Source organism: Ramlibacter paludis (assembly GCF_022012305.1).
GTDB lineage: Bacteria > Pseudomonadota > Gammaproteobacteria > Burkholderiales > Burkholderiaceae_C > Ramlibacter > Ramlibacter paludis.
This window is the reverse complement of record NZ_JAKLTM010000005.1, coordinates 437184-459895: the sequence shown is the minus strand read 5'-3', so window position 1 is coordinate 459895 and position 22712 is coordinate 437184. Positions and strand designations below refer to the sequence as shown.

Sequence of the window (22712 nt, the reverse complement as noted above, 5' to 3'; positions counted from 1 at the left end):
CGGTCAGCGCGGCAGCGCCTCGACCTCCTTCACCCACCGATCCACCAGCCGCTTGCGCTCCGTCGCCTTGCCGAACTTCTCGAAGTCGTACTTGATCAGGCGCACGTTGTCGAGCGCGGGGATGCGCGGGTCGGGCTTGAAGGTCTTGTTGGCCGGCACCTGCAGGCTGTTGGCGCGCGCGCCCACCTGCTGCCCCTGCGGCGACATCAGCCAGTCGTAGTAACGCTGCGCTTCGGCGCGGTTGCGCGAACCCTTGATGAGGGCGATGCCGCCGATCTCGTAGCTGGTGCCCTCGCAAGGCGCTGCGGCATAGACCGGGAACTTGTTGGTGAGGCGCTCGTTGTCGAAGCCGAAGATGAAGCTGATGCCGATGCCCACCTCGCCCTTGGCCACGCTGCGCGCCTGCGCGGTGCCGCTGCGGGTGTACTGCGTGACGTTGCGGTGCAGCTTCTTCAGGTAGTCGAAGGCGGCGTCCTCGCCCATCAGCTGCACGAGGCCGGCGACGATGGTGTAGCCGGTGCCGCTGGAGCCGGGATGCGAGGTCTCGATCTCACCCTTGTAGCGCGGGTCCAGCAGGTCCTTCCAGCACTTCGGCGCCGGCAGGTTCTTCTTCTTCAGCACTTCCTCGTTCCAGCCGAAGCCGATGGCGCTGGTGTAGAAGCCGCCGACGTAGTTCTGCGTCATCGCGTACTGCCGCACGGCCCAGCCGTGCAGGTCGTTCAGGTACGCGGGGCGATAGGGATCGAGCAGGCCCGCTTCGGCGGCCTGGTAGTAGGGGTCGCCGGTGCCGCCCCACCACAGGTCGGTCTTCGGGTTGGCGGCCTCGGCGCGGATCTGCGCCAGCGCCTCGCCCGTGGGCTTGCGCGTCTGCAGCACCTTGATGCCGGTGGCGCGCGTGAAGTCCTGCGCCGCGAGTTCGCACCAGGCCTGGTCCGTGCTGCAGATCGCATTCACGACCCCCTGGGCCTGCGCGCCCGTCACACCAAACAGGGCCGCAGCCAGCATCACGCGCAACTTCATCGCATCTCCTTCGTGGATCAGAACCGTTCGTGCGGCGCCAGGTAGCGCCATTGCCCCGCCGGCAGGTTGCCCAGCGCGATGCGGCCGATGCGCACGCGCTTGAGCCCCACCACCCGCAAACCCACCGCTTCGCACATGCGGCGGATCTGGCGCTTCTTGCCTTCGGTCAGCACGAAGCGCAGCTGCTCGGGATTCTGCCAATCGACCTTGGCGGGCTTGAGCGGCTGGCCGTCCAGGCTCAAGCCATGGCGCAGGCGCGCGAGCTGCCCGGGCGGAAACGCCTGCTGCACGTTCGCGGTGGCGTCCCCGTAGGAGACGCGGACCAGGTATTCCTTCTCGACGCCGGAGTCCTCGCCGATCAACTGGCGCGCCACGCGGCCGTCCTGCGTCAGCACCAGCAGGCCGGTGGAATCGATGTCGAGACGGCCCGCCGGCGCCAGGCCGCGCAGCTGCGTGGGCGCGAAGCGATGCGGCGCGCGGTCCTCGCGCCAGCGGTTGCGCGCCTGCACCAGCACGACGGCCGGCTCGTAGCCGTCCTCGGCCTGCCCGCTCACGTAGCCCATGGGCTTGTGCAGCAGGATGGTGACCTGCTCGCGCTGCTGGCCGCGCGCCTTGGGGTCGACCTCGATGCGCGCGTTGGGGCCCACCTGCAGACCCATCGGCGCGACCGCGCCGTCGACCTTGACCCAGCCCTTGGCGATCCAGTCGTCGGCCTCGCGGCGGGAGCACAGGCCGAGTTCGGCCATGCGCTTGTTCAGGCGGGACGTGGGGGACGGAGCGTTTTCGTTCTGTTCAGGCATTGGCGCGGGAGGAGATCACACTGGTTCGCAGCGCCTGCAGGTCGAGGATGCGCAGGCCGCCGTATTCCACCCGGATGATGCCTTGCTCCTGCAAGGCCGCCAGCGCCTCGTTGACCCGCTGGCGCGACAAGCCGACCAGGTAGGCCAGTTCCTGCTGCGTGATGCGCAGCATCTCGCCGACGCCGGGGAACAGCACGGGGTTGAACAGCGCCGCCAGGTTGCGGGCCACCCGCACGTCGGGATTGGCCATGCGGTCGATCTCGCGGGCGGCGATGAATTGCGCGAGGCGCTCGTTCAACTGGTTCATCACGAAGCGGTTGAAGCCGATCGAGTGATCGAGCAGCCAGTGGAAGCTGTCGACCGGCAGGCCGGCCACCACGCTGCGCCGCAGCGCCTGGATGTTGTAGCGGTAGGCCTCGCGCTTGAGCACCGTGCCCTCGCCGAACCAGCCGCCGGGCGGCAGGCCGCTGAAGGTGATGGTCTGGCCCTGTGCGTTGTCGCTGCTCATCTTGAGCAGGCCTTCGATCACGCCGAACCAGTAGGTCACCGGGCGGCCCACGCGGCAGACGTAGTCGCCCGGCAGCGCGTCGCCCACCTTGATGTGCGATACCGCCATCGCGCGTTCCTCGGGCTGCAGCGCCGCCAGCCAGGGCACCCCCGCCAGTTCGGAGGGCGTGGGATCGCGGCGGCGCTGGTGCAGTGTGGTTTCCGTGGCCATGGCGAGGTGGCGGGCGGCATGCGGGCTCGCCCTATCAGGATTATCCCTTGGAATGTCGGCGCAAAGACAGCTTGGCGTCAAACCCCTGCCTACATTGCGAGCTCACGCCTCAAGGAACCGCGCCATGGAGACGACCTTTCCCCGCCTGTTGCTGCAGCACGCGGCCCGACGGCCCGCCGCGGCCGCCATGCGCGAGAAGGAGTACGGCATCTGGCAGGCGCTCACCTGGGCCGAGCTCGCGCAGATGGTGGAGCAGCTCGCCTGCGGCCTGCACGAGGCGGGCCTGAAGCGCGGCGAGCACATGGTGGTGGTCGGCGCCAACCGTCCGCGCCTGTACGCCACGATGTTGGCCGCGCAGGCGCTGGGCGCCATTCCCGTGCCTCTGTACCAGGACGCCGTCGCGGCCGAATGCGTCTTCCCGATCAACAACGCCGAAGTGCGCTTCGCCTTCGCCGAGGACCAGGAGCAGGTCGACAAGCTGCTGGAGATCCGGCCGCAATGCCCGCAGCTGGCGGCGATCTACTACGACGACCCGCGCGGCTTGCGCAACTACAGCGAGCCGGGCCTGTCGGCGCTCGACGCGCTGCTGGCGGCCGGCGCGAAGTTCGCGGCCGCGAACCCCGGCTTCTTCCAGGCCGAGGTCGACCGCGCCCAGCCCGACGACGTCGCCGCGATGTTCTTCACCTCGGGCACCACCGGGCAGCCGAAGGGCGTCGTCCACACGCACCGCACCCTGCTCGATCGGGCGCGTGCGGGCGCAGAGTTCGACAAGCTCACCGAAGCCGAGGAAGTGCTGGCCTACATGCCCCCGGCCTGGGTGGGACAGAACATCTTCAGCTACGCGCAGTGGCTGGCCTGCGGCTTCGTCGTGAACTGCCCGGAGTCGTCCAGCACCGTGATGATCGACCTGAAGGAGATCGGGCCGACCTACTACTTCGCCCCGCCGCGGATCTTCGAGGGCCTGCTCACCAGCGTGATGATCCGCATGGAAGACGCCGGAGCCCTCAAGCGCGCGTTGTTCGGGCGCTTCATGGATCTCGCGCGGCGCGTCGGACCGGCCCTGCGGGACGGCCAGCGGATCGGTGCCTTGGACCGCGCGCTCTACGCGCTGGGCAACCTGCTGGTCTACGGACCGCTGCGCAACAACCTCGGCTTCTCGCGCGTGCGCGTGGCCTACACCGCGGGCGAGGCGATCGGCCCCGACCTGTTCGCCTTCTACCGCGCCATCGGCGTCAACCTGAAGCAGCTGTACGGCTCCACCGAAACGGCCGTGTTCGTCTGCATGCAGCCGGACAACCAGGTGCGCGCCGACACGGTGGGCATTCCCTGCCGCGACGTCGAGATCCAGGTGGCGGGCAACGGCGAGATCCTGGTGCGCTCGCCCGGCCTGCTCAAGGAGTACTACAAGAACCCGGAGGCGACCGCGGAAGTGAAGACGGCCGACGGCTGGTACCACACGGGCGACGCCGGCTTCCTCGACGCGCACGGCCACCTGAAGATCATCGACCGCGCCAAGGACGTGGGCCGGCTGGCCGACGGCAGCATGTTCGCGCCCAAGTACATCGAGAACAAGCTGAAGTTCTTCCCGTACATCAAGGAAGCGGTGGCCATGGGCGACCAGCGCGACATGGTCTGCGCCATGGTCAACATCGACTTCGACGCGGTCGGCAACTGGGCCGAGCGGCGCAACCTGCCTTATGCGGGCTACACCGACCTGGCGCAGAAGCCCGAGGTCTACGCGCTCATCCAGGACTGCCTCGAGAAGGTCAATGCCGACCTCGCCGGCGACGAGCGCCTTGCCGGCAGCCAGGTGCACCGCTTCCTGGTGCTGCACAAGGAACTGGATGCCGACGACGGCGAGCTCACGCGCACCAACAAGGTCCGCCGCGGCTTCATCGCCGACAAGTACGGCGTGCTGGTCGACGCCCTGTACGGCGGCAGGAACGAGCAGTACATCGAAACCCAGGTGAAGTTCGAGGACGGCCGCAGCGGCAGCGTGAGCGCGACGCTGAAGATCATGGACGCCCGCACCTTCCCGGCCCTGAAAGCTGCAGCATGAAGATCGTGGACGACCCCGGCGTGGCCACCCCTTCCGCCACCGGACGCCGGTTCGGCGAGGTGATCCTCGACGTGAAGAACATCTCGCTCGCCTTCGGCGGCGTGAAGGCGCTGACCGACATCTCGTTCGACGTGCGCGAGCACGAGATCCGCGCCATCATCGGCCCCAACGGCGCCGGCAAGAGCTCGATGCTCAATTGCATCAACGGCGTCTACCAGCCGCAGCAGGGCAGCATCACCTTCCGCGGCAAGACCTTCCACCACATGAAGAGCCGGCAGGTGGCGGAGATGGGCTTTGCCCGCACCTTCCAGAACCTGGCCCTGTTCAAGGGCATGAGCGTGCTGGACAACATCATGACCGGGCGCAACCTGCGCATCCGCAGCAACCTGCTGCTGCAGGCGCTGCGCATCGGACCGGCCGAGCGCGAGGAGATCCGGCACCGCGAGTACGTGGAGCGGATCATCGACTTCCTGGAGATCCAGGCTTTCCGCAAGACGCCCGTCGGCCAGCTGCCCTACGGCCTGCAGAAGCGCGTCGACCTCGGCCGCGCGCTGGCGATGGAGCCGCAGGTGCTGCTGCTCGACGAACCGATGGCCGGCATGAACCTGGAGGAGAAGCAGGACATGTGCCGCTTCATCCTGGACGTGAACGACGAGTTCGGCACCACGGTGGTCCTGATCGAGCACGACATGGGCGTGGTGATGGACATCAGCGACCGCGTGGTGGTGCTGGACTACGGCAAGAAGATCGGCGACGGCGCGCCGGACGAAGTGCGCGCCAACCCGGAGGTGATCCGGGCTTACCTCGGAACGAGCCACTGACATGGGATTCTTCCTCGAAACCCTCCTGGGCGGCCTGATGGCCGGCATGCTCTATTCGCTGGTGGCGCTCGGCTTCGTGCTGATCTTCAAGGCCTCCGGCGTCTTCAACTTCGCGCAGGGCGCGATGGTGCTGTTCGCGGCGCTGGCCATGGCGCGCTTCGCCGAGTGGATCCCGCAGTGGACCGGCATCGCCAGCCCTGTATTCGCCAACGTCGCGGCCTTCCTGGTCGCCGGCGTGATCATGTTCGTGGTGGCCTGGGTGATCGAGTTCCTGGTGCTGCGCCACCTGGTGAACCAGGAAGGCGCGACGCTGCTGATGGCCACGCTGGGCATCACCTACTTCCTCGAAGGCCTGGGCCAGACGCTGTTCGGCAACAGCATCTACAAGATCGACGTCGGCATGCCGAAGGACCCGGTGATCGCGCTGGAGTCCACCTTCCAGGGCGGCATCCTGATCAACAAGGAAGACCTGATCGCGGCCCTGATCTCCGCCGCCCTGGTCGCGGTGCTGAGCCTGTTCTTCCAGAAGACGTCGACCGGGCGCGCGCTGCGGGCCGTGGCCGACGACCACCAGGCGGCGCAGTCGGTCGGCATTCCCCTCAACCGCATCTGGGTCATCGTGTGGTGCGTCGCCGGCATCGTGGCGCTGGTGGCCGGAATGATCTGGGGCAGCAAGCTGGGCGTGCAGTTCTCGCTGGCAACCGTGGCACTGCGCGCGTTGCCGGTCGTGATCCTCGGCGGCCTCACCTCGGTGCCCGGCGCCATCATCGGCGGCCTGATCATCGGCGTGGGCGAGAAGCTGTCGGAGGTCTACATCGGGCCGATGGTGGGTGGGGGCATCGAGATCTGGTTCGCGTATGTCCTGGCTCTCGGCTTCCTCCTGATCAGGCCGCAAGGCCTCTTTGGCGAAAAAATCATCGATCGGGTCTGAACCATGCTCTACCGCGAAAACGGCCAGTTCAAGACCACCTACCGCAGCGACCTGCAGATCTTCCCGATCCTGCAGGACCGCTGGGCGATCACCGCGCTGGTCCTCGCCGCCTTCATCCTGGTGCCGATGCTCGCCAGCGACTACATGTTCCGCGCCATCCTGATCCCCTTCCTGATCATGGCGCTGGCGGCGCTGGGCGTGAACATCCTGGTCGGCTACTGCGGCCAGATCTCGCTGGGCTCGGGCGCGTTCATGGCGGTCGGCGCCTATGGCGCGTACAACTTCTTCGTCCGCATTCCCGGCATGCCGCTGATCCCGGCGCTGATCCTCGGCGGACTGTGCGCGACGGTCTTCGGCATCCTGTTCGGCCTGCCCTCCCTGCGCGTGAAGGGCCTCTACCTCGCGGTGGCCACGCTGGCGGCGCAGTTCTTCTCCGACTGGATGTTCCTGCGCATCAAGTGGTTCGTGAACGACTCGCCTTCGGGCTCGGTGTCCGTCAACACGCTGCAGGTGTTCGGGATGCCGATCGAGAGCGCCACCTCCAAGTACTGGTTCTGCCTCGCCATCCTTGTGGTCATGGCGCTGCTGGCCAAGAACCTGGTGCGCAGCGCGATCGGCCGCGAGTGGATGGCCATCCGCGACATGGACGTCGCCGCGGCGGTGATCGGCATCCGCCCCATGTACGCCAAGCTCACGGCCTTCGCGGTCAGCTCCTTCATCGTCGGCGTCGCCGGCGCCCTGTGGGCCTTCGTCTACCTCGGCGCCTGGGAACCGGCGGCCTTCTCGGTGGAGCTCTCGTTCCGCCTGCTGTTCATGGTGATCATCGGCGGCCTGGGCTCGATCTCGGGCGCCTTCTTCGGCGCGGCCTTCATCGTGGTGCTGCCGATCTTCCTCAACCAGGTGCTGCCGTCCCTGCTGGGCGTGGTGGGCATCAACATCTCCACCGCCGGCCTGTCGCATGCCGAAGCCATGATCTTCGGCGCGCTGATCGTCTGGTTCCTGATCGTCGAGCCGCACGGGCTGGCGCGCCTGTGGGCGACCGGCAAGCAGAAGCTGCGCCTCTGGCCGTTCCCGCACTGAATTTCAACCAAGAAGGAGACAAACCATGCGACTTCGTTCCGTATTCCTCGCTGCGCTGCTGGGCGCAGCCGCCGCGGGCGCCTTTGCCCAGGCCAAGGAGCAGTTCTTCCCGCTGCTCTCCTACCGCACAGGCCCCTACGCGCCCAACGGCACGCCCTGGGCGAACGGCAAGCAGGACTACCTGAAGATGATCAACGCGCGCGACGGCGGCATCAACGGCGTGAAGCTCACGTTCGAGGAATGCGAGACCGGCTACGCCACCGACCGCGGCGTGGAGTGCTACGAGCGCCTGAAGAGCCGCCCGGGCGTCGCGCTGTTCGACCCGCAGGCCACCGGCATCACCTTCGCGCTCACCGAGAAGGTGCCCACCGACAAGATCCCGCTGATCACCCTGGGCTACGGCCTGTCGGTGGCGCAGGACGGCACGGCCTTCAAGTGGAACTTCCCGATCATGGGCAGCTACTGGACCGGCGCCGACATCCTGGTGCAGCACATCGCCAAGAAGGAAGGCGGCTTCGACAAGCTCAAGGGCAAGAAGATCGCCCTGGTCTACCACGACTCGCCCTTCGGCAAGGAGCCGATCCCGTTGCTGCAGGAGCGCGCCAAGATGCACGGCTTCAACCTGGAGCTGATCCCCGTGACGGCGCCCGGCGTGGAGCAGAAGGCCGCCTGGTTGCAGGTGCGCCAGATGCGTCCCGACTACGTGATGCTGTGGGGCTGGGGCGTGATGAACTCCACCGCGCTGAAGGAAGCGCAGGCCACGGGCTATCCGCGCGACAAGATGTACGGCGTGTGGTGGGCCGGCGCCGAGCCGGACGTGAAGGACGTGGGCGAAGGCGCCAAGGGCTACCACGCGCTGGCGCTCAACACCTCGGGCCAGCAGCCCAAGGTGATGCAGGACATCCTGAAGTACGTGCACGCCAAGGGCCAGGGCACGGGACCGAAGGACGAAGTGGGCTCGGTGCTCTACACCCGCGGCGTCATCATCCAGATGCTGGGCGTGGAAGCGGTGCGGCGCGCGCAGGAGCGCTTCGGCAAGGGCAAGGTCATGACGGGCGAACAGGTCCGCTGGGGCCTGGAGAACCTGGCGCTGGACCAGAAGAAGCTGGATGCGATGGGCTTCGGCGGCGTGCTGCGCCCCATCTCCACCAGCTGCAGCGACCACATGGGCTCCACCTGGGCGCGCATCCACACCTGGGACGGCAGCAAGTGGAACTTCTCCAGCGACTGGTACCAGGCCGACGAGCAGATCATCAAGCCGATGGTCAAGGCCGGCGCGGAGAAGTATCTCGCGGACAAGAAGATGACGCGGCGCGACGCTGCCGACTGCCAGTCTTAAGGCAAGCACCATGGAAGCCGGCAACATCGTCCTCAACGTCAACGGCATCGAGGTCATCTACAACCACGTGATCCTGGTGCTCAAGGGCGTGTCGCTGCAGGTGCCCGAAGGCGGCATCGTGGCGCTGCTCGGGGGCAATGGGGCGGGCAAGACGACCACGCTGCGGGCCATCTCCAACCTGCTGCAAGGCGAACGCGGCGCGGTCACCAAGGGCTCGATCGAGCTGCGCGGTGACCGCATCGAGAACCTCACGCCGGCCGAACTGGTCAAGCGCGGCGTGGTGCAGGTGATGGAGGGCCGGCACTGCTTCGCCCACCTCACCATCGAGGAGAACCTGCTGACCGGGTCCTACACCCGCGGCAGCAAGACGGAGGTGGCGGCCAACCTGGAGAAGGTCTACGCCTATTTCCCGCGCCTGAAGCAGCGCCGCACTTCCCAGGCGGCCTACACCTCGGGCGGCGAACAGCAGATGTGCGCCATCGGCCGCGCGCTCATGGCCAATCCGAGCATCGTGCTGCTCGACGAGCCCTCGATGGGCCTCGCGCCGCAGATCGTCGAGGAAGTGTTCGCCATCGTGAAGGACCTGAACGCCAAGGAGCGCGTCACCTTCCTGCTGGCGGAACAGAACACCAACATGGCGCTGAAGTTCAGCGACTATGGCTACATCATGGAAAGCGGCCGCATCGTGATGGACGGCCCGGCCGCCGAGCTCGCCAACAACGAAGACGTCAAGGAGTTCTACCTCGGCGTCGGCGGCGGCGAGCGCAAGAGCTTCCGCGCCGTCAAGAGCTACAAGCGCCGCAAGCGCTGGCTGGCATGAACGACGACCACTACGACCACCTCGAGACGCGCGCGCCCGCCCAGCGCGAGGCGCAGCTGCTGGCCGCGCTGCCCGCGCAGGTGGCGCATGCGCAGGCCAGCACGCGGGCCTACGGCGAAATCCTCGCCGGCGTCGACGCCGGCCGGATCACCTCGCGCGCCGCACTGGCGCAGCTGCCCGTCACGCGCAAGCACGAACTGCTGGAGCGCCAGCGCGCGCAGCGCGCCAGCGATGCCTTCGGCGGCTTCTCCGCGCTGGTGCGCGGGCCTGCGATGCCGCACGTCTTCGCGTCGCCGGGACCGATCTACGAGCCCGACGGCAGCACGCGCGACTACTGGCGCGTCGGCCGCGCCTTGTATGCCGCCGGCTTCCGCAGCGGCGAGCTGGTGCACAACAGCTTCAGCTACCACATGACGCCCGGCGCCTTCATCATGGAATCCGGTGCGCATGCCGTCGGCTGCACCGTGTTTCCGGCCGGCACCGGCCAGACCGAGCAGCAGCTGCAGGCGATCGCCGAACTGCGCCCGGTGGCCTACCTGGGCACGCCCAGCTTCCTGCGCATCCTGGTGGAGAAGGCCGCCGAAGCCGGCAGCGACATCGCCAGCCTGAAGAAAGGCCTGGTCGGCGGCGAGGCGCTGCCGCCCAGCCTGCGCGACTGGTTCGGCGAACGCGGCCTGGACGTCTACCAGAGCTACGCGACGGCGGACCTGGGCCTGATCGCCTACGAGACGACCGCGCGCGAAGGCCTGGTGGTCGACGAGGGCGTGCTGGTGGAAATCGTGCGGCCCGGCACCGGCGACCTGGTGGCCGAAGGCGAGGTCGGCGAGGTGGTGGTGACCACGCTCAACACCGGCTATCCGCTGATCCGCTTCGGCACCGGCGACCTGTCGGCGATCCTGCCCGGCCAGGATCGCACCGGCCGCACCAACACCCGCATCCGCGGCTGGCTCGGCCGCGCCGACCAGACCACCAAGATCCGCGGCATGTTCGTGCACCCGGGGCAGGTGGCCGACATCGCGCGGCGCTTCCCCGAGATCGTCAAGGCCCGCATCGTCGTCAGCGGCGAGATGGCCAACGACGTCATGACCTTCAAGGCCGAAGCCGCGGACGCGCCGCCGGGACTGGATGCCCGCATCGCCGATGCCGTGCGCGACGTGACCAAGCTGCGCGGCGACGTGCAGCTCGTGCAGCCGGGCAGCCTGCCCAACGACGGCAAGGTGATCGAGGACGCGCGCAGCTACAAGTAGCAACGTCAAGGACCGGTAAACGTCGAGCTGGCCCGCCAACCATGGCTGCCCCCTGCGCGTTATCCCGCTAAGTAGAAGCCGGGGCCCCCGGTCTTCCGCGATTGCCTATGATCCTGCCCGTGTCATCCCAAGGAATCCCAATGAAGAACGTGTTCAAGTCGCTCGTGGCCGTGGCCGCCGTCGCCGCCGCCTTCTCGGCCGGCGCCCAGAGCTTCCCGGGCGGCAAGCCCATCACCATCATCGTCCCCTTCGCCGCCGGCGGCCCCACCGACAAGGTAGCGCGCGACCTGGCCGAAGCGCTGCGCAAGCCCCTGGGCGGCGCGACCGTGATCGTCGACAACGCCGCCGGTGCCGGCGGCTCCATCGGCGCCAACAAGGTCGCCAAGGCAAACCCGGACGGCTACACGCTGCTGGTCCACCACATCGGCATGGCCACCATGCCCACGCTGGTGCGCAACATCCCCTTCAAGGTCGAGAGCGACTTCGAGTACCTGGGCATGATCAACGACGTGCCCATGACGCTGATCGGCAAGCCCACGCTGCCGGCCAACAACTACAAGGAACTGGTCACCTGGATCCAGGCCAACAAGGGCAAGATCAACCTGGGCAACGCCGGCGTCGGCTCCGCCTCGCACCTTTGCGGCATGCTGTTCCAGCACGCCGTGGGCGTCGACATGACCGCCGTGCCGTACAAGGGCACCGGCCCCGCCATGACCGACCTGATGGGCGGCCAGATCGACCTGATGTGCGACCAGACCACCAACACCACGTCGGTGATCGAAGGCAAGAAGGTCAAGGCCTTCGCCGTCACCTCGCCCAAGCGCCTGAGCACCCCCGCGCTGAAGGACCTGCCCACGCTGCAGGAAATGGGCGTGAAGGACTTCAACGTCAGCATCTTCCACGGCCTGTACGCGCCCAAGGGCACGCCGCCCGCGGTGCTGAAGACCCTGAACGACGCCCTGAAGGCCGCGCTGAAGGACCCCGAGTTCATCAAGCGTGAAGAAGGCCTGGGCGCCGTGGTCATGGCCGACAAGCGCGTCGAGCCGGCCGAGCACAAGAAGTTCGTGGCTTCCGAGATCAACAAGTGGAGCCCGCTGATCAAGGCGGCCAACGTCTACGTGGAGTGATCCGCACCGCCGCGCAAGCATGAAGAAGCCGCCCACCGGGCGGCTTTTTTCCTGAGACAAGGAGACAACGAAAATGAAGCCTTCCCTGAACCGCCGCGCCCTCGTCGCCGGCCTGGCCGTGCTGCCTTTCGCCGCGACGGCCCAGGCCCGCTGGCCGACCAAGCCGGTGCGCATCGTCGTGCCCTTCGCCGCCGGCGGCACCACCGACATCCTGGCGCGGGCCGTGGCGCAGGAGCTGACGCAGGCCTTCGGCCAGTCCTTCGTGGTGGAGAACAAGGCCGGGGCCGGCGGCAACATCGGCGCCGACATCGTGGCCAAGTCGGCGCCCGACGGCTACACGCTGCTGATGGGAACGGTGGGCACGCAGGCCATCAACAAGTCGCTGTACTCGAAGATGCCTTACGACGCGGCCAAGGACTTCCAGCCGATCACGCTGGTGGCCGGCGTGCCGAACGTGATGGTGGTCAACACCGAGAAGGCGGCGGCCCGCAACATCCGCAACGTGGCGGACTTCATCCGCTACGCCAAGGCCAACCCCGGCAAGCTGAACATGGCTTCGAGCGGCAACGGCACCTCGATCCACCTTGCGGGCGAGCTGTTCAAGGTGATGGCCGGCGTCTACATGACGCACTTTCCCTTCCAGGGCTCCAACCCGGCGCTGCTGAGCCTGATGTCGGGCGACATGGACGTGATGTTCGACAACCTGCCCTCCGCCATGCCGCACATCAAGTCGGGCAAGCTGAAGGCGCTGGCCGTGACCAGCTCGCAGACTTCGCAGGCGCTGCCCGGCGTGCCGACCGTCGCGGAAGCGGGCCGCCTGAACGGCTTCGAAGCCAGCTCGTGGTTCGGCCTGCTGGCGCCCGCGGGCACGCCGATGGACATCGTCAACCGCGTCCAGCAGGAGACCGCCAAGGCATTGGCGACTCCCGCGATGAAGGAGCGGCTGCTGGCGCAAGGCGCGATCCCGAGCGGCAACACGCCGGCGGAATTCGCCAAGTTCATCGATGCGGAAAGCCGCAAGTGGGCGCCGGTGGTGAAGGCGTCCGGCGCGAAAGTGGACTAGGGGCTAGACGCCCCAGACGACCTCTTTGCCCGCGCTGCTCGCGCGCTTGAGCATGTCGACGAAGGGCACGGCGCGCTGGCGCAGCGACACGTTGTCGGCCAGGCCGCGCGCCACCTCGCCCTTGGCCTTGGCCTCGGCGGCCAGGGCTTCCTGTTCCTTCTCTTCCTTCGCGATCGCCGCTTCCAGCGCGCTGATCGCGCCGGGCATCTCGTCGGGGAGGATGATGCCTTTGGGACCGGCGTCCTTGCCGATGATCTCCAGCACGCGCCGGCCGTTCGGCTCCAGCATGATCAGGTCGCCGGTGGCCTTGGATTTGAACTTGTAGAGCATGCGCCTCGCTTATCGCTAACGGTAGATGTAGTCGCGGTTGAAAGGATAGGCCGATTGCGCCCCGCGCATGCTGCCGCTGTTGAGGTTGCCGTCCGGGCGCGTCGCCAGGATCTGGTGCAGCGACACCCAGCCCTGCTCGAAGCTCATCGCGCAGCCCGAGAGGTACATGCGATAGGCGCGCAGCACCATGCCGCCGCCGGTCTCGCCGTGGGTGCGCTCCAGGATGGCGCGCGCCTCGTCCAGCCGCGCTTCCAGCGCATCGGACCAGGCCCACAGGGTACGCGCATAGTGCGGCCGCAGGTTCTCGGTATCGACCATTTCCAGCCCGCCCAGCGCCATTTCGCGCAGCACCAGGCTCGGATGCAGCAGCTCGCCGCCCGGGAAGATGTACTTGCCGATGAAGTCGCCCATGCCGCCGCCGAGCTGGCCCGGCACCAGCCGGCCCGCCGTGATGCCGTGGTTCATGACCAGGCCGCCCGGCTCGAGCAGCCGGTAAATCTTGCCGAAGTAGGCCGCCATGTTGACCTGGCCCACGTGCTCGAACATGCCCACCGAGGCGATCTTGTCGAAGGTTTCGCCCTCCGGCAGGTCGCGGTAGTCCAGCAGCTGCATGCGCACCCGCCCCTGCAGGCCCTTCTGCTCGATCAGCTTGTTGACGTGCGCGTGCTGGTTCTTCGACAGCGTGATGCCGGTGGCGTCGACGCCGTAGTTCTCGGCCGCCCACAGCAGCAGGCCGCCCCAGCCGGCGCCGATGTCGAGGAAGCGCTCGCCCGGGCGCAGCATCAGCTTGCGGCAGATGTGGTCCAGCTTGGCCTGCTGCGCCTGCGCCAGCGAGTAGTCGGCCTCGCGGTAGTAGGCGCAGGAATAGACGCGGCGCGGATCGAGCCACAGGGCGTAGAAGTCGTCGGATACGTCGTAATGGAAGCGGATCTGCTCCGCATCCCGCTCCGGGGTGTGGTTCGCCAGGGACTTCGCGCGCCGCAGGATCTGGGTCCACCAGCTGGTGTCGCTGTCGACCGGGCTGCCCGGCAACAGGCGCGCCGCAGCCGCCATCACGTCGCGCATGTGGCCTTCGATGCGGATGCGCTGCTCCACGTAGTCCTCGGCGATCTTGCCGATCTGGCCCCCGGCCAGCCGGCCCAGGCTCGACCAGTCGCGGAATTCCAGCTTGACCTTTGCGTCGGGTGGACCGACGCGGCGGCCCCCTGGCAGGGCCAGGCCCACCGAAACCGGCAGCGAGGAAAGTTGCGCCTCTAACTTCTGGACTAGCGGTTCCATACGCAAATCTTGCGAAATAGTGCGCACGCCGTCAACCGCTGTGCTGTAGGACGGCGCCGACTGTCCCTTCGCAGCAACCCCGTTGCGCGGCGATTAGTTCAAGCCTAAACTATTTAGACGCAATCAAAAGAGAGCACGGCATGGACATGGAAGCCCGGGCCCACAGCGAACACCCGGAGGCCTTGCGCCTGTGGCTGCGGCTGCTGACCTGCACCCAGATCGTCGAAAAACAGGTGCGCGGGCGCCTCCGCGAGCGTTTCGACACGACCTTGCCGCGCTTCGACCTGATGGCGCAGCTGGAACGCGCGCCCAATGGCCTGAAGATGAACGAGCTGTCGCGCCGGATGATGGTGACCGGGGGCAACGTCACCGGCATCACCGACCAGCTCGTGACCGAAGGCCTGGTGGAGCGCATCGACGTGGAAGGCGACCGCCGCGCCTACCGCGTGCGCCTCACCCCCAAGGGCCGCAAGCTGTTCAACGACATGGCGCGCCAGCACGAAAGCTGGATCGTGGAAGCCTTCTCCGCCCTGAGCGAGAAGGACATGGCCACCCTGCACAAGCTGCTGGGCAAGGTGAAGGACCATGCCAATGCGCGCCCGGAGACCGCCGAATGAAGTCCGCCCAGACCGACCGCTTCGTGCACGAGCGCCTGCCGGCGCCCTCGGCCCTGCCGGCCATGCGCTTCGACCTGCCCGAGCTGCAGCTGCCGGACCAGGCCAACCTTGTGGAAGAACTGCTGGATCGCGCCGCGGCCAAGGGCTGGGGTGAGCGCCCGCTGCTGCGTTCCGCCAAGATCGTCCTCACTTACGCCGACGTTCGTCATCGCGTCGACCGCATCTGCCGGGTGCTGGTCGAAGACCTCGGCATGGTGCCGGGCAACCGCGTGCTGCTGCGCGGCGGCAACTCGATCGGCATGGCGCTGGCCTGGCTGGCCGTGGTCAAGGCCGGCGGCATCGCCGTGGCCACCATGCCGCTGCTGCGCGCGCGCGAGCTGGGCGACATCATCGACAAGTCGCAGCCGGCCCTGGCGCTGTGCGACGCGAAGCTGATGGAAGAACTGGAGCTGGCGCAGCGCGACCGTCCGGTGCTGAAGACCATCGTTCCTTTCAACGCGCCCGACCTGCCCGGCTCGCTGGCCGTGCGCGCCGCGCAGAAGCAGGGCGACTTCGCGGCCTGCCCCACCGCAGCGGACGACATCGCGCTGCTGGCCTTCACCTCCGGCACCACCGGCAAGCCCAAGGCCGCCGTGCACACGCACCGCGACGTGCTGGCCGCCTGCGCCGCCTGGCCGCGCAGCGTGCTGAAGGCCACGCCGGACGACATCGTGGTCGGCAGCCCGCCGCTCGCCTTCACCTTCGGCCTGGGCGGCCTGCTGGTGTTCCCGATGGCCGCCGGGGCTTCGGTGTACTTCCCCGAAGCGCCGTACACGCCGGAGACGCTGGTGCGCACCATCAACGCGATCGGCGCGACCATCTGCTACACCGCGCCCACCTTCTACCGCCAGGCCGCGGCCTTCGCGCGCGAGCTGGGCATCGGCAAGCTGCGCATCGCCGTCAGCGCGGGCGAGGGCCTGCCCGATGCGACGCGGCAGCTGTGGAAGCAGGCCACCGGCATCGAGATGCTCGATGGCATCGGCGCCACGGAGATGTTCCACATCTTCATTTCCTCGGCCGGTGCGGACGTGAAACGCGGCGCGATCGGCAAGGTGGTGCCGGGCTACCAGGCCAAGGTGGTCGACGACGAAGGCCGCGAAGTGCCGCGCGGCACCATCGGCAAGCTCGCCGTGATCGGGCCGACGGGCTGCAAGTACCTGGACGACGCGCGCCAGGCCAACTACGTGAAGGACGGCTGGAACTACCCGGGCGACGCCTTCCTGCAGGACGAGGACGGCTACTTCGTCTACCAGGCGCGGGCCGACGACATGATCATCACCGCCGGCTACAACGTGGGCGGGCCCGAGGTGGAAGACGCGCTGCTGAAGCATCCCGCCGTGGCGGAATGCGGCGTGATCGGCAAGCCGGACGAGGAGCGCGGGATGATCGTGAAGGCGTTCTGCGTGCTGAAGCCGGGCCAAAACGGGGACGCCGCCATGGTCAAGACGCTGCAGGACCACGTGAAGGCCACCATTGCGCCCTTCAAGTACCCGCGCGAGATCGAGTTCGTGAGCGCCTTGCCGCGGACGGAGACGGGCAAGCTGCAGCGCTTCAAGCTGCGGCAGTCCTGATCGTCACCAGGGCCAGGACGAACGCGATCACGGCGCTGCCCGCGATCCCCACCATCATCGGCACCGGGTTCCCGTTGGCGAACGGGCTCACCAGCCCCATCACCAGGATGCCGGCCACGAAGTGCAGCGTCCCGCCCAGCGCGGACGCGGTGCCGGCGATGGGCCCGTGCGCATCCATCGATAGCACCATCGTCGCCGGAATCACCAGCCCGAGGAAGCCGTAGGCGACGAACAGCAGCGCCAGCAACAGCCACAGGCTTTGCAGGCCGGCGAGCTGGCATGCCAGCGCCACCACCATCACCGCCGCGTACACCGTCACCGCCACCTTCACCATGCGCGCCAGGCCGAAGCGCGTGCCCAGCCGGCTCGTGAGCTGCGACACGCCGATGAACGAGGCCGCGTTGGCCGCGAAGGCGATGCTGTACTGGCGCGAGGTCAGGCCGTAGTGGTCGATCAGCACGAAGGAGGAGTTGGAGAGATAGGCGAAGAAGCTCGCCACGCCGAAGCCGCCGATCAGCGACAGTCCCAGGAAATGCGGGTCGCGCAGCAGCACGCCGTAGGCATTCAAGGCGCTGCCCACGCTGCTGTCGGCGCGCTCCTGGGGCGGCCGCGTCTCGGGCAGCGCGGTCGCGAGCAGCACCAGGCTGAAGGCCGCCGCCACCGTCACGGCCCAGAACACCGCGCGCCAGCCGAAGTTGTCGATCAGCAGGCTGCCCGTGAGCGGGGCCAGGATAGGCGACACGCTGAACACCAGCATCAGCAGCGACATGAGCCGCGCCGCATCGTTGCCGGTGTGCAGGTCGCGGATCACCGCGCGCGGCACCACCATGCCGGCGCAGGCGCCCAGTCCCTGCACGAAGCGCAGCGCGATCAGCCATTCGACGCTGGGCGCCAGCGCGCAGCCGATGCTGCCGGCCGCGAACAGCAGCAGCCCGAAATAGAGCGGCGCCTTGCGGCCCACCATGTCGGACACCGGTCCGTAGACCACCTGGCCCAGGCCCAGCGCGACGAAGAACACGATCAGGCTGCCTTGCACCGCGCCCGGGCTGGCATGCAGCGACTGCCCGATGGTGGGCAGGGCCGGCAGGTACATGTCGATGGCGAAGGGGCCGACGGCGGAAATCAGGCCCAGCACCAGCGCCAGGCCGAAAAAGGAACGTTGCATCGGGGCGTATTGTGCTTGCGGTATCGTGCGGGCCAGCCATGACCGACCCCCTGCACAACGTCTTCTGGAGCGCGCTCGCCGGCCCGCACGCGCCCTGGGCCGCCGGCACCGCCACGGCGCGCCGCTACGCGCGCGGCTTCACGCCGCTGCTGGCTTTTGCCGACATGGAGCAGCCGGACGCGCAGGCGCTGCTGCCCTTCTGCGAAAGCGGCGAGCAGTTCTATTGCGCGGACTGGACCGGCGCGGCGCCGCCAGGCTGGCGGGTGGACTTCGACGGCACCATGTACCGCATGGCCTGGGACGCGGAACTGCCGGCCGGCGACCGTGCCCGCGAAGCTTTGCCTTTGCGCCCCGAACACGCGGACCATGCCTTGCAGCTGGCGCAGCTCACGCGCCCCGGCCCCTTCGGCCCGCGCACGCTGGAGATGGGCGATTACTTCGGCATCTTCGAAGGCGAGCGCCTGGTCGCCATGGCGGGAGAGCGCGCGCATGCACCCGGCCTGCGCGAGGTGAGCGGCGTCTGCACGCATCCGGACTTCCAGGGCCGCGGCCTGGCGCGCGGGTTGATGGAACTGCTGGTGCGCCGCCAGCTGTTGCGCGGCGAGCGGCCCTTCCTGCATGTGATGACGGCGAACACCGGCGCCGTGGCGCTCTACGAGCGCATGGGCTTCGCGGTCTACCGCGAATGCGCGATCCGCGTGGTCACGCGAACCGACCGGCCCTGACGTCGCGGCGGAAGTCCGAGGTCCAGTCGCGCTTCTTCGACGACCAATAGGTGCAGGACAGCTTGCCTGGCAACCAGGTAACCGACACGACCGCCTCGACGTAATCGGGCGGGATCGGCGGATCGACCTTGCTGGCCTTGAGCTGGAAGTCGGCCGCATCCCGGCCCGCGGCTTGCAGGACCTGCAGGAACTCGAGGTAGATGCGGGTGCGGAAGTCCGCCGCCAGCTTGCGGGCGATGGCCATGAGCCCGCCAGCGTAACGGCGTGTGACGCAGACGCCGTAACCCCAATGAGGGAAGCCCACCGATCACACCAGCCGCCGCAGCGGCTTGCGCTTCCACACCCCGAAGAAATACAGCGCCTGCAGCACCAGCGCGCAGCCGTAGGTGACCGGGTAGCTGGCCCAGATGCCCTTGACGCCGATGGCGTGCTGCAAGACCGTGGCCACGGGATACACCAGCACGAGGATGCAGCCCAGCGAGATCATCGTCGGCACGCGCACCGTGCCGCTGGCGCGCATCACGCCGGTGAAGACGCTGGCCATGCCGAAGGCAATCGCGCCCCAGGCCGTGATGCGCAGCAGCGAGGCGGTGAAGGCGATCACCTCCGGATCCTTCAGGAACAGGGCCGCCGCCCACGGCGCCAGCAGGGCGACCAGCACGGCCAGCGAACCGGTCAGCAGCAGGTTCATCCACAGGCCCACGCGGGTGACGTGGCCCACCTCGTGCATCTGGTTGGCGCCGATGGCCTGGGCGGCAAACACCGACGACGCGATGGCGATCGACATGGCCGGGAACATCACGTAGGTCATCACCTGGCTCACCGCGCCCCAGGCCGCCGTGGCGTTCGAGCCGTGCTGGTTGACCAGCGAAAGCAGCGCCACGTCGGCCAGCGAGCTGGTGATGGCGAAGAGCCCGCTCGGGATGCCCAGGCGCACGACCGTCTTGAGCAGCGGAGCGTCGAAGGCGAAGTGGCCGCGCAGCGACCGCAGCGAGATCAGGTGCCCGCGCCGCCCCTGGAACCACACCAGCCAGGCCAGGGCGAACGTGGGCGCCAGCACGTTGGCGATGGCCGCGCCCAGCACGCCCAGGGGCGGCAGGCCGACCCAGCCGAGGATCAACGCCGGCGTGAGCGCCACGGACGTGCCGACCGACACAAGCAGCGCGCGCAGCGGCGTCACGCTGTCGCCGGTGCCGCGCAGCATGGCGCCGATCAGGAGGTACACGAAGGGAATCGGCAGGCCCGCCAGCATCACCTGGGCGTACAAGGTGGATTGCGGCAGGATGTCGGCCGGCGTGCCCAGCCAGCGCAGCAAGGGGGCGATGCCCAGCACGCCCAGGATCGCCAGCGCCGTGGCCAGCACCACGCCGAACAGCAGCACGCTGCCCGCGATGCGCCGCACCTTCTCCAGGTCGCGCGCGCCCCAGGCCTGGCCGACGAGGACCGTGGCGCCGCCGCCGAGGCCGACGAAAAAGGCGATGAAACACATCAACACCGGGAAGAAGCTGGCCGCGGCGGCCATGGCTTGCAGGCCCACGAGTTGGCCCAGGTAGATGTTGCTCAGGGTGCCGGAGAGGACCTGGACGACGTTGGTGAGGATGAGGGGTGCGAGGAAGCCGAGGAAGCGGATGGGAAGCGGCTTGGGCGCTGGGGGGACGGCCACGCCTGCGGCGCCCCGCGTGGAGGCTTGGTGGGGAGGGCTGGGCACCCGCGCACTGTAGCCGCTGGCACACCGGGGCTCCGGGCCTAAACCCGTGGCCCGTACCGCGGATGTATTCGAAGACACGGGGGCTGACCATGAACCAGGAGCCGAGCTTTGACCGCCTCATCGCCGAAGGGCTGGAGGCCAGCCGGGACAACCGGATGGAGGCGGCCCTCGCCCGGTTCGCGCAGGCCAGCGCACTCGCGCCGGCCTCGGGCGTTCCGCATTTCCTGGCCGGCTCGGAGCATGCGAATGCCGGCAACATCGAGCTGGCGGAGTCCGCCTTCGCGCGGGCGGTGCTGCTGGCGCCGGAGTTCGCGCTGGCGCGCTACCAGCTGGGACTGCTGCAGTTCAGTTCGCAGCGCGCGGCCATGGCGCTGGTGACCTGGCAGCCGCTGCTCGAATTGCCCGGCGCCCGCGCGCTGGGGCACTTCGTGCGCGGCTTCGCCGCACTGGCCGGGGACGCCTTCGCGGAGGCGGTGGCGCATTACCGCGCGGGCCTCGCCTGCGACGACGTCAACCAGGCCATGGCCTCCGACATCCAGGAGGTGGTGGCCGCCGTCGAAAAGCTCGCGGCAGGCCAGGCGGTGGTGGCCGACGCGGAGGAAAGCGATCCGGACGCTCGCCATGTCCTGCTGTCCGGTTACGAGAGGCGGCTGCATTGACCACCATAGACCCCAACCAGCGGCTGGCCGCCGCCGTGCACGGCGAGGTGCAGGCCTTCCGCGCGCGCCCGGGCCAGGGCGCCGCGCAGCCGCCGGCGACCGCGCGATCAGCGGCGCACAGCGGCGTGCGGGCCCTGGTGGCCCAGCGCGTGCACGCGCTGGACCGCGACGATCCACGCCGCAAGTCCAAGGCCGTGCGCATCTTCCTCGAGTCGGTGCTGCTCTATGAGCTGGGCGGCCAGCTCGTCGCCGACCCCAGCTTCGCCGACATGGTCGACGCGGTCCAGGCGCAGATGCAAGGCGATCCGCAACTGGCCGCGGCGGTCGACCAACTCGGCACCTTCCTGCTTTCCGCATAATGGCCGCATGCCAGCATATGCCTTCGAGGCACTCGACGCGGAGGGCGCCACCCAGAAAGGCGTGATCGAAGCCGACACGGCCAAGGCCGCGCGCGGCCTGCTGCGCACCCGCGCCCTGGTGCCGCTGGACGTGAAGCCGGTCGCCGCCGGTAGCGAGGGGGCGATGGCCGACGCCGGCCGTGCCCTGTTCACCCGCCCGGTCTTCAGCGCCACCAGCCTGGCGATCTGGACGCGCCAGCTGGCCGGCCTGGTCGGCTCCGGCCTCACGCTGGAGCGGGCGCTCACGGCCCTGGCCGACGAAATGGAGAACGAGCGCCAGCACCACATGGTGGCGGCGCTGCGGGCCGAGGTGAACGCCGGCTCCTCGTTCGCCAAGGCACTGGCGCGCTTCCCGCGCGAGTTCCCGTCGATCTACGTCGCCGTGGTCGGCGCGGGCGAACAGAGCGGCCACCTCGGCCAGGTGCTGGAGCGGCTGGCCGACGACCTGGAGGAGCGCCAGGCGCTCAACGCCAAGCTGATGGCCGCCACGCTCTATCCGGCCATCGTCACGGTGGCGGCGATCTCCATCGTGCTGCTGCTCATGACTTACGTGGTGCCGCAGGTGGCCAACGTGTTTGCCGGCACCAAGCATGCGCTGCCGCTGCTCACGGTGGTGATGCTGGCGTTCAGCGCCTTCCTGCGCAGCTGGGGCATCGTGCTGCTGATCGCGCTGGGCATCGCCTTCGCCATGCTGCGCTGGTCTTTGCGCGCGCCCGCCTTCCGCGAGCGCTTCGACGCCGGCTGGCTGAAGCTTCCGCTGTTGGGCCGGCTCGCCCGCCAGTACAACGCCGCGCGCTTCGCCGGCACGCTGGCCATGCTGTCCGGCGCCGGCGTGCCCATCCTCAAGTCGCTGCAGGCCGCGGCCGAAACCTTGAACAACAGCGCCATGCGCGCCGACGCGCTCGACGCGCTGGTGCTGGTGCGCGAAGGCGCGCCGCTGGCCGCCGCGCTGGCGCAGAAGAAGCGCTTCCCCGGCCTGCTGGCGATGTTCGCGCGCATGGGCGAGCAGACCGGCCAGCTGCCGCAGATGCTGCAGCGCGCGGCCAACCAGCTCTCGGCGGAAGTGCAGCGCCGCGCCCTGCAGATGGCGACGCTGCTGGAGCCGCTGCTGATCGTCGGCATGGGCCTCGTGGTCATGCTGATCGTGCTGGCGGTGCTGCTGCCCATCATCCAGCTCAACCAGTGGGTGAAGTAAGC

The 22712-nt window shown here is 68.5% G+C and carries 23 protein-coding genes; 15 read left to right on the top strand and 8 right to left on the bottom strand.

Features of this window, described 5'->3' with window-relative positions; translation table 11 throughout:
• Nucleotides 1-3: 3 nt before the first annotated feature.
• From LZ009_RS19195 to LZ009_RS19185, 3 genes are read right to left on the bottom strand one after another with little or no spacing between them, the layout of a single operon-like run.
• Nucleotides 4-1020 (bottom strand): ABC transporter substrate-binding protein, encoded by a 1017-nt coding sequence (locus tag LZ009_RS19195; protein ID WP_275699568.1) that lies wholly within the window; start codon nt 1018-1020, stop codon nt 4-6.
• 17 nt (nt 1021-1037) lie between these two features.
• Complete coding sequence (locus LZ009_RS19190) at nt 1038-1820, bottom strand: pseudouridine synthase (protein ID WP_275699567.1); 783 nt, start codon at nt 1818-1820, stop codon at nt 1038-1040.
• Nucleotides 1813-2538: a Crp/Fnr family transcriptional regulator gene (locus tag LZ009_RS19185; protein ID WP_275699566.1), complete on the bottom strand. Its 726-nt coding sequence runs from the start codon at nt 2536-2538 to the stop codon at nt 1813-1815. The genes LZ009_RS19190 and LZ009_RS19185 overlap by 8 nt, the downstream gene beginning before the upstream one ends.
• 124 nt (nt 2539-2662) lie before the next feature.
• Between LZ009_RS19185 and LZ009_RS19180 the strand changes: the two genes are divergently transcribed.
• From LZ009_RS19180 to LZ009_RS19140, 9 genes are all read left to right on the top strand, one after another.
• A complete protein-coding gene (locus LZ009_RS19180; protein ID WP_275699565.1) occupies nt 2663-4597 on the top strand; it encodes an AMP-dependent synthetase/ligase in 1935 nt (644 codons plus the stop codon).
• Complete coding sequence (locus LZ009_RS19175; protein ID WP_275699564.1) at nt 4594-5418, top strand: ABC transporter ATP-binding protein; 825 nt, start codon at nt 4594-4596, stop codon at nt 5416-5418. Before LZ009_RS19180 ends, LZ009_RS19175 begins: the two co-directional genes overlap by 4 nt.
• 1 nt (nt 5419) lies before the next feature.
• Nucleotides 5420-6349 (top strand): branched-chain amino acid ABC transporter permease, encoded by a 930-nt coding sequence (locus LZ009_RS19170; RefSeq protein WP_275699563.1) that lies wholly within the window; start codon nt 5420-5422, stop codon nt 6347-6349.
• Between the two features lie 3 nt (nt 6350-6352).
• Nucleotides 6353-7429 (top strand): branched-chain amino acid ABC transporter permease, encoded by a 1077-nt coding sequence (locus LZ009_RS19165; protein ID WP_275699562.1) that lies wholly within the window; start codon nt 6353-6355, stop codon nt 7427-7429.
• Nucleotides 7430-7454: 25 nt separating this feature from the next.
• Nucleotides 7455-8768 (top strand): ABC transporter substrate-binding protein, encoded by a 1314-nt coding sequence (locus LZ009_RS19160; protein WP_275699561.1) that lies wholly within the window; start codon nt 7455-7457, stop codon nt 8766-8768.
• A 10-nt stretch (nt 8769-8778) separates the two neighbouring features.
• Nucleotides 8779-9588 carry an ABC transporter ATP-binding protein gene (locus LZ009_RS19155; protein ID WP_275699560.1) on the top strand — a complete coding sequence of 270 codons (810 nt, stop codon included), beginning with the start codon at nt 8779-8781 and terminating at the stop codon, nt 9586-9588.
• Nucleotides 9585-10835 carry a phenylacetate--CoA ligase family protein gene (locus LZ009_RS19150; protein WP_275699559.1) on the top strand — a complete coding sequence of 417 codons (1251 nt, stop codon included), beginning with the start codon at nt 9585-9587 and terminating at the stop codon, nt 10833-10835. The genes LZ009_RS19155 and LZ009_RS19150 overlap by 4 nt, the downstream gene beginning before the upstream one ends.
• A gap of 140 nt (nt 10836-10975) precedes the next feature.
• Nucleotides 10976-11962 carry a tripartite tricarboxylate transporter substrate-binding protein gene (locus LZ009_RS19145; RefSeq protein ID WP_275699558.1) on the top strand — a complete coding sequence of 329 codons (987 nt, stop codon included), beginning with the start codon at nt 10976-10978 and terminating at the stop codon, nt 11960-11962.
• Nucleotides 11963-12035: 73 nt separating this feature from the next.
• Nucleotides 12036-13025, top strand: a complete 990-nt coding sequence (locus tag LZ009_RS19140; protein WP_275699557.1) for a Bug family tripartite tricarboxylate transporter substrate binding protein — start codon at nt 12036-12038, stop codon at nt 13023-13025.
• Between the two features lie 3 nt (nt 13026-13028).
• Here the strand turns inward: LZ009_RS19140 and LZ009_RS19135 are convergent, their stop codons facing one another.
• Nucleotides 13029-13355, bottom strand: a complete 327-nt coding sequence (locus LZ009_RS19135) for a DUF1840 domain-containing protein (protein WP_275699556.1) — start codon at nt 13353-13355, stop codon at nt 13029-13031.
• A 15-nt stretch (nt 13356-13370) separates the two neighbouring features.
• Nucleotides 13371-14633: a class I SAM-dependent methyltransferase gene (locus tag LZ009_RS19130; protein ID WP_275699555.1), complete on the bottom strand. Its 1263-nt coding sequence runs from the start codon at nt 14631-14633 to the stop codon at nt 13371-13373.
• Nucleotides 14634-14773: 140 nt separating this feature from the next.
• Between LZ009_RS19130 and LZ009_RS19125 the strand changes: the two genes are divergently transcribed.
• Both LZ009_RS19125 and LZ009_RS19120 read left to right on the top strand, forming a co-directional pair.
• On the top strand, nt 14774-15250 hold the full coding sequence (locus LZ009_RS19125; RefSeq protein ID WP_275699554.1) for a MarR family winged helix-turn-helix transcriptional regulator: 477 nt from the start codon (nt 14774-14776) through the stop codon (nt 15248-15250).
• On the top strand, nt 15247-16860 hold the full coding sequence (locus LZ009_RS19120) for an AMP-binding protein (RefSeq protein WP_275699553.1): 1614 nt from the start codon (nt 15247-15249) through the stop codon (nt 16858-16860). The genes LZ009_RS19125 and LZ009_RS19120 overlap by 4 nt, the downstream gene beginning before the upstream one ends.
• Here the strand turns inward: LZ009_RS19120 and LZ009_RS19115 are convergent.
• Nucleotides 16841-18025 (bottom strand): multidrug effflux MFS transporter, encoded by a 1185-nt coding sequence (locus LZ009_RS19115; protein WP_275699552.1) that lies wholly within the window; start codon nt 18023-18025, stop codon nt 16841-16843. The genes LZ009_RS19120 and LZ009_RS19115 overlap by 20 nt on opposite strands.
• Before the next feature lie 38 nt (nt 18026-18063).
• On the opposite strand from LZ009_RS19115, the gene LZ009_RS19110 reads away from it, so the two are divergent.
• Complete coding sequence (locus LZ009_RS19110; protein WP_275699551.1) at nt 18064-18750, top strand: GNAT family N-acetyltransferase; 687 nt, start codon at nt 18064-18066, stop codon at nt 18748-18750.
• Here LZ009_RS19110 and LZ009_RS19105 read toward each other — a convergent pair.
• Both LZ009_RS19105 and LZ009_RS19100 read right to left on the bottom strand, forming a co-directional pair.
• Entirely contained in the window at nt 18728-18994 is a 267-nt protein-coding gene (locus LZ009_RS19105) for a hypothetical protein (RefSeq protein ID WP_275699550.1), read from the bottom strand. The genes LZ009_RS19110 and LZ009_RS19105 overlap by 23 nt on opposite strands.
• A gap of 63 nt (nt 18995-19057) precedes the next feature.
• A complete protein-coding gene (locus LZ009_RS19100) occupies nt 19058-20413 on the bottom strand; it encodes an MATE family efflux transporter (protein WP_275699549.1) in 1356 nt (451 codons plus the stop codon).
• A 134-nt stretch (nt 20414-20547) separates the two neighbouring features.
• On the opposite strand from LZ009_RS19100, the gene LZ009_RS19095 reads away from it, so the two are divergent.
• The 3 genes from LZ009_RS19095 to gspF are packed head-to-tail and all read left to right on the top strand — an operon-like array spanning nt 20548 to nt 22710.
• Nucleotides 20548-21117, top strand: a complete 570-nt coding sequence (locus LZ009_RS19095; protein ID WP_275699548.1) for a hypothetical protein — start codon at nt 20548-20550, stop codon at nt 21115-21117.
• Nucleotides 21114-21476 carry a hypothetical protein gene (locus LZ009_RS19090; protein ID WP_275699547.1) on the top strand — a complete coding sequence of 121 codons (363 nt, stop codon included), beginning with the start codon at nt 21114-21116 and terminating at the stop codon, nt 21474-21476. Before LZ009_RS19095 ends, LZ009_RS19090 begins: the two co-directional genes overlap by 4 nt.
• Before the next feature lie 7 nt (nt 21477-21483).
• On the top strand, nt 21484-22710 hold the full coding sequence (gene gspF, locus LZ009_RS19085; protein ID WP_275699546.1) for a type II secretion system inner membrane protein GspF: 1227 nt from the start codon (nt 21484-21486) through the stop codon (nt 22708-22710).
• The last annotated feature ends 2 nt before the right edge of the window (nt 22711-22712 follow it).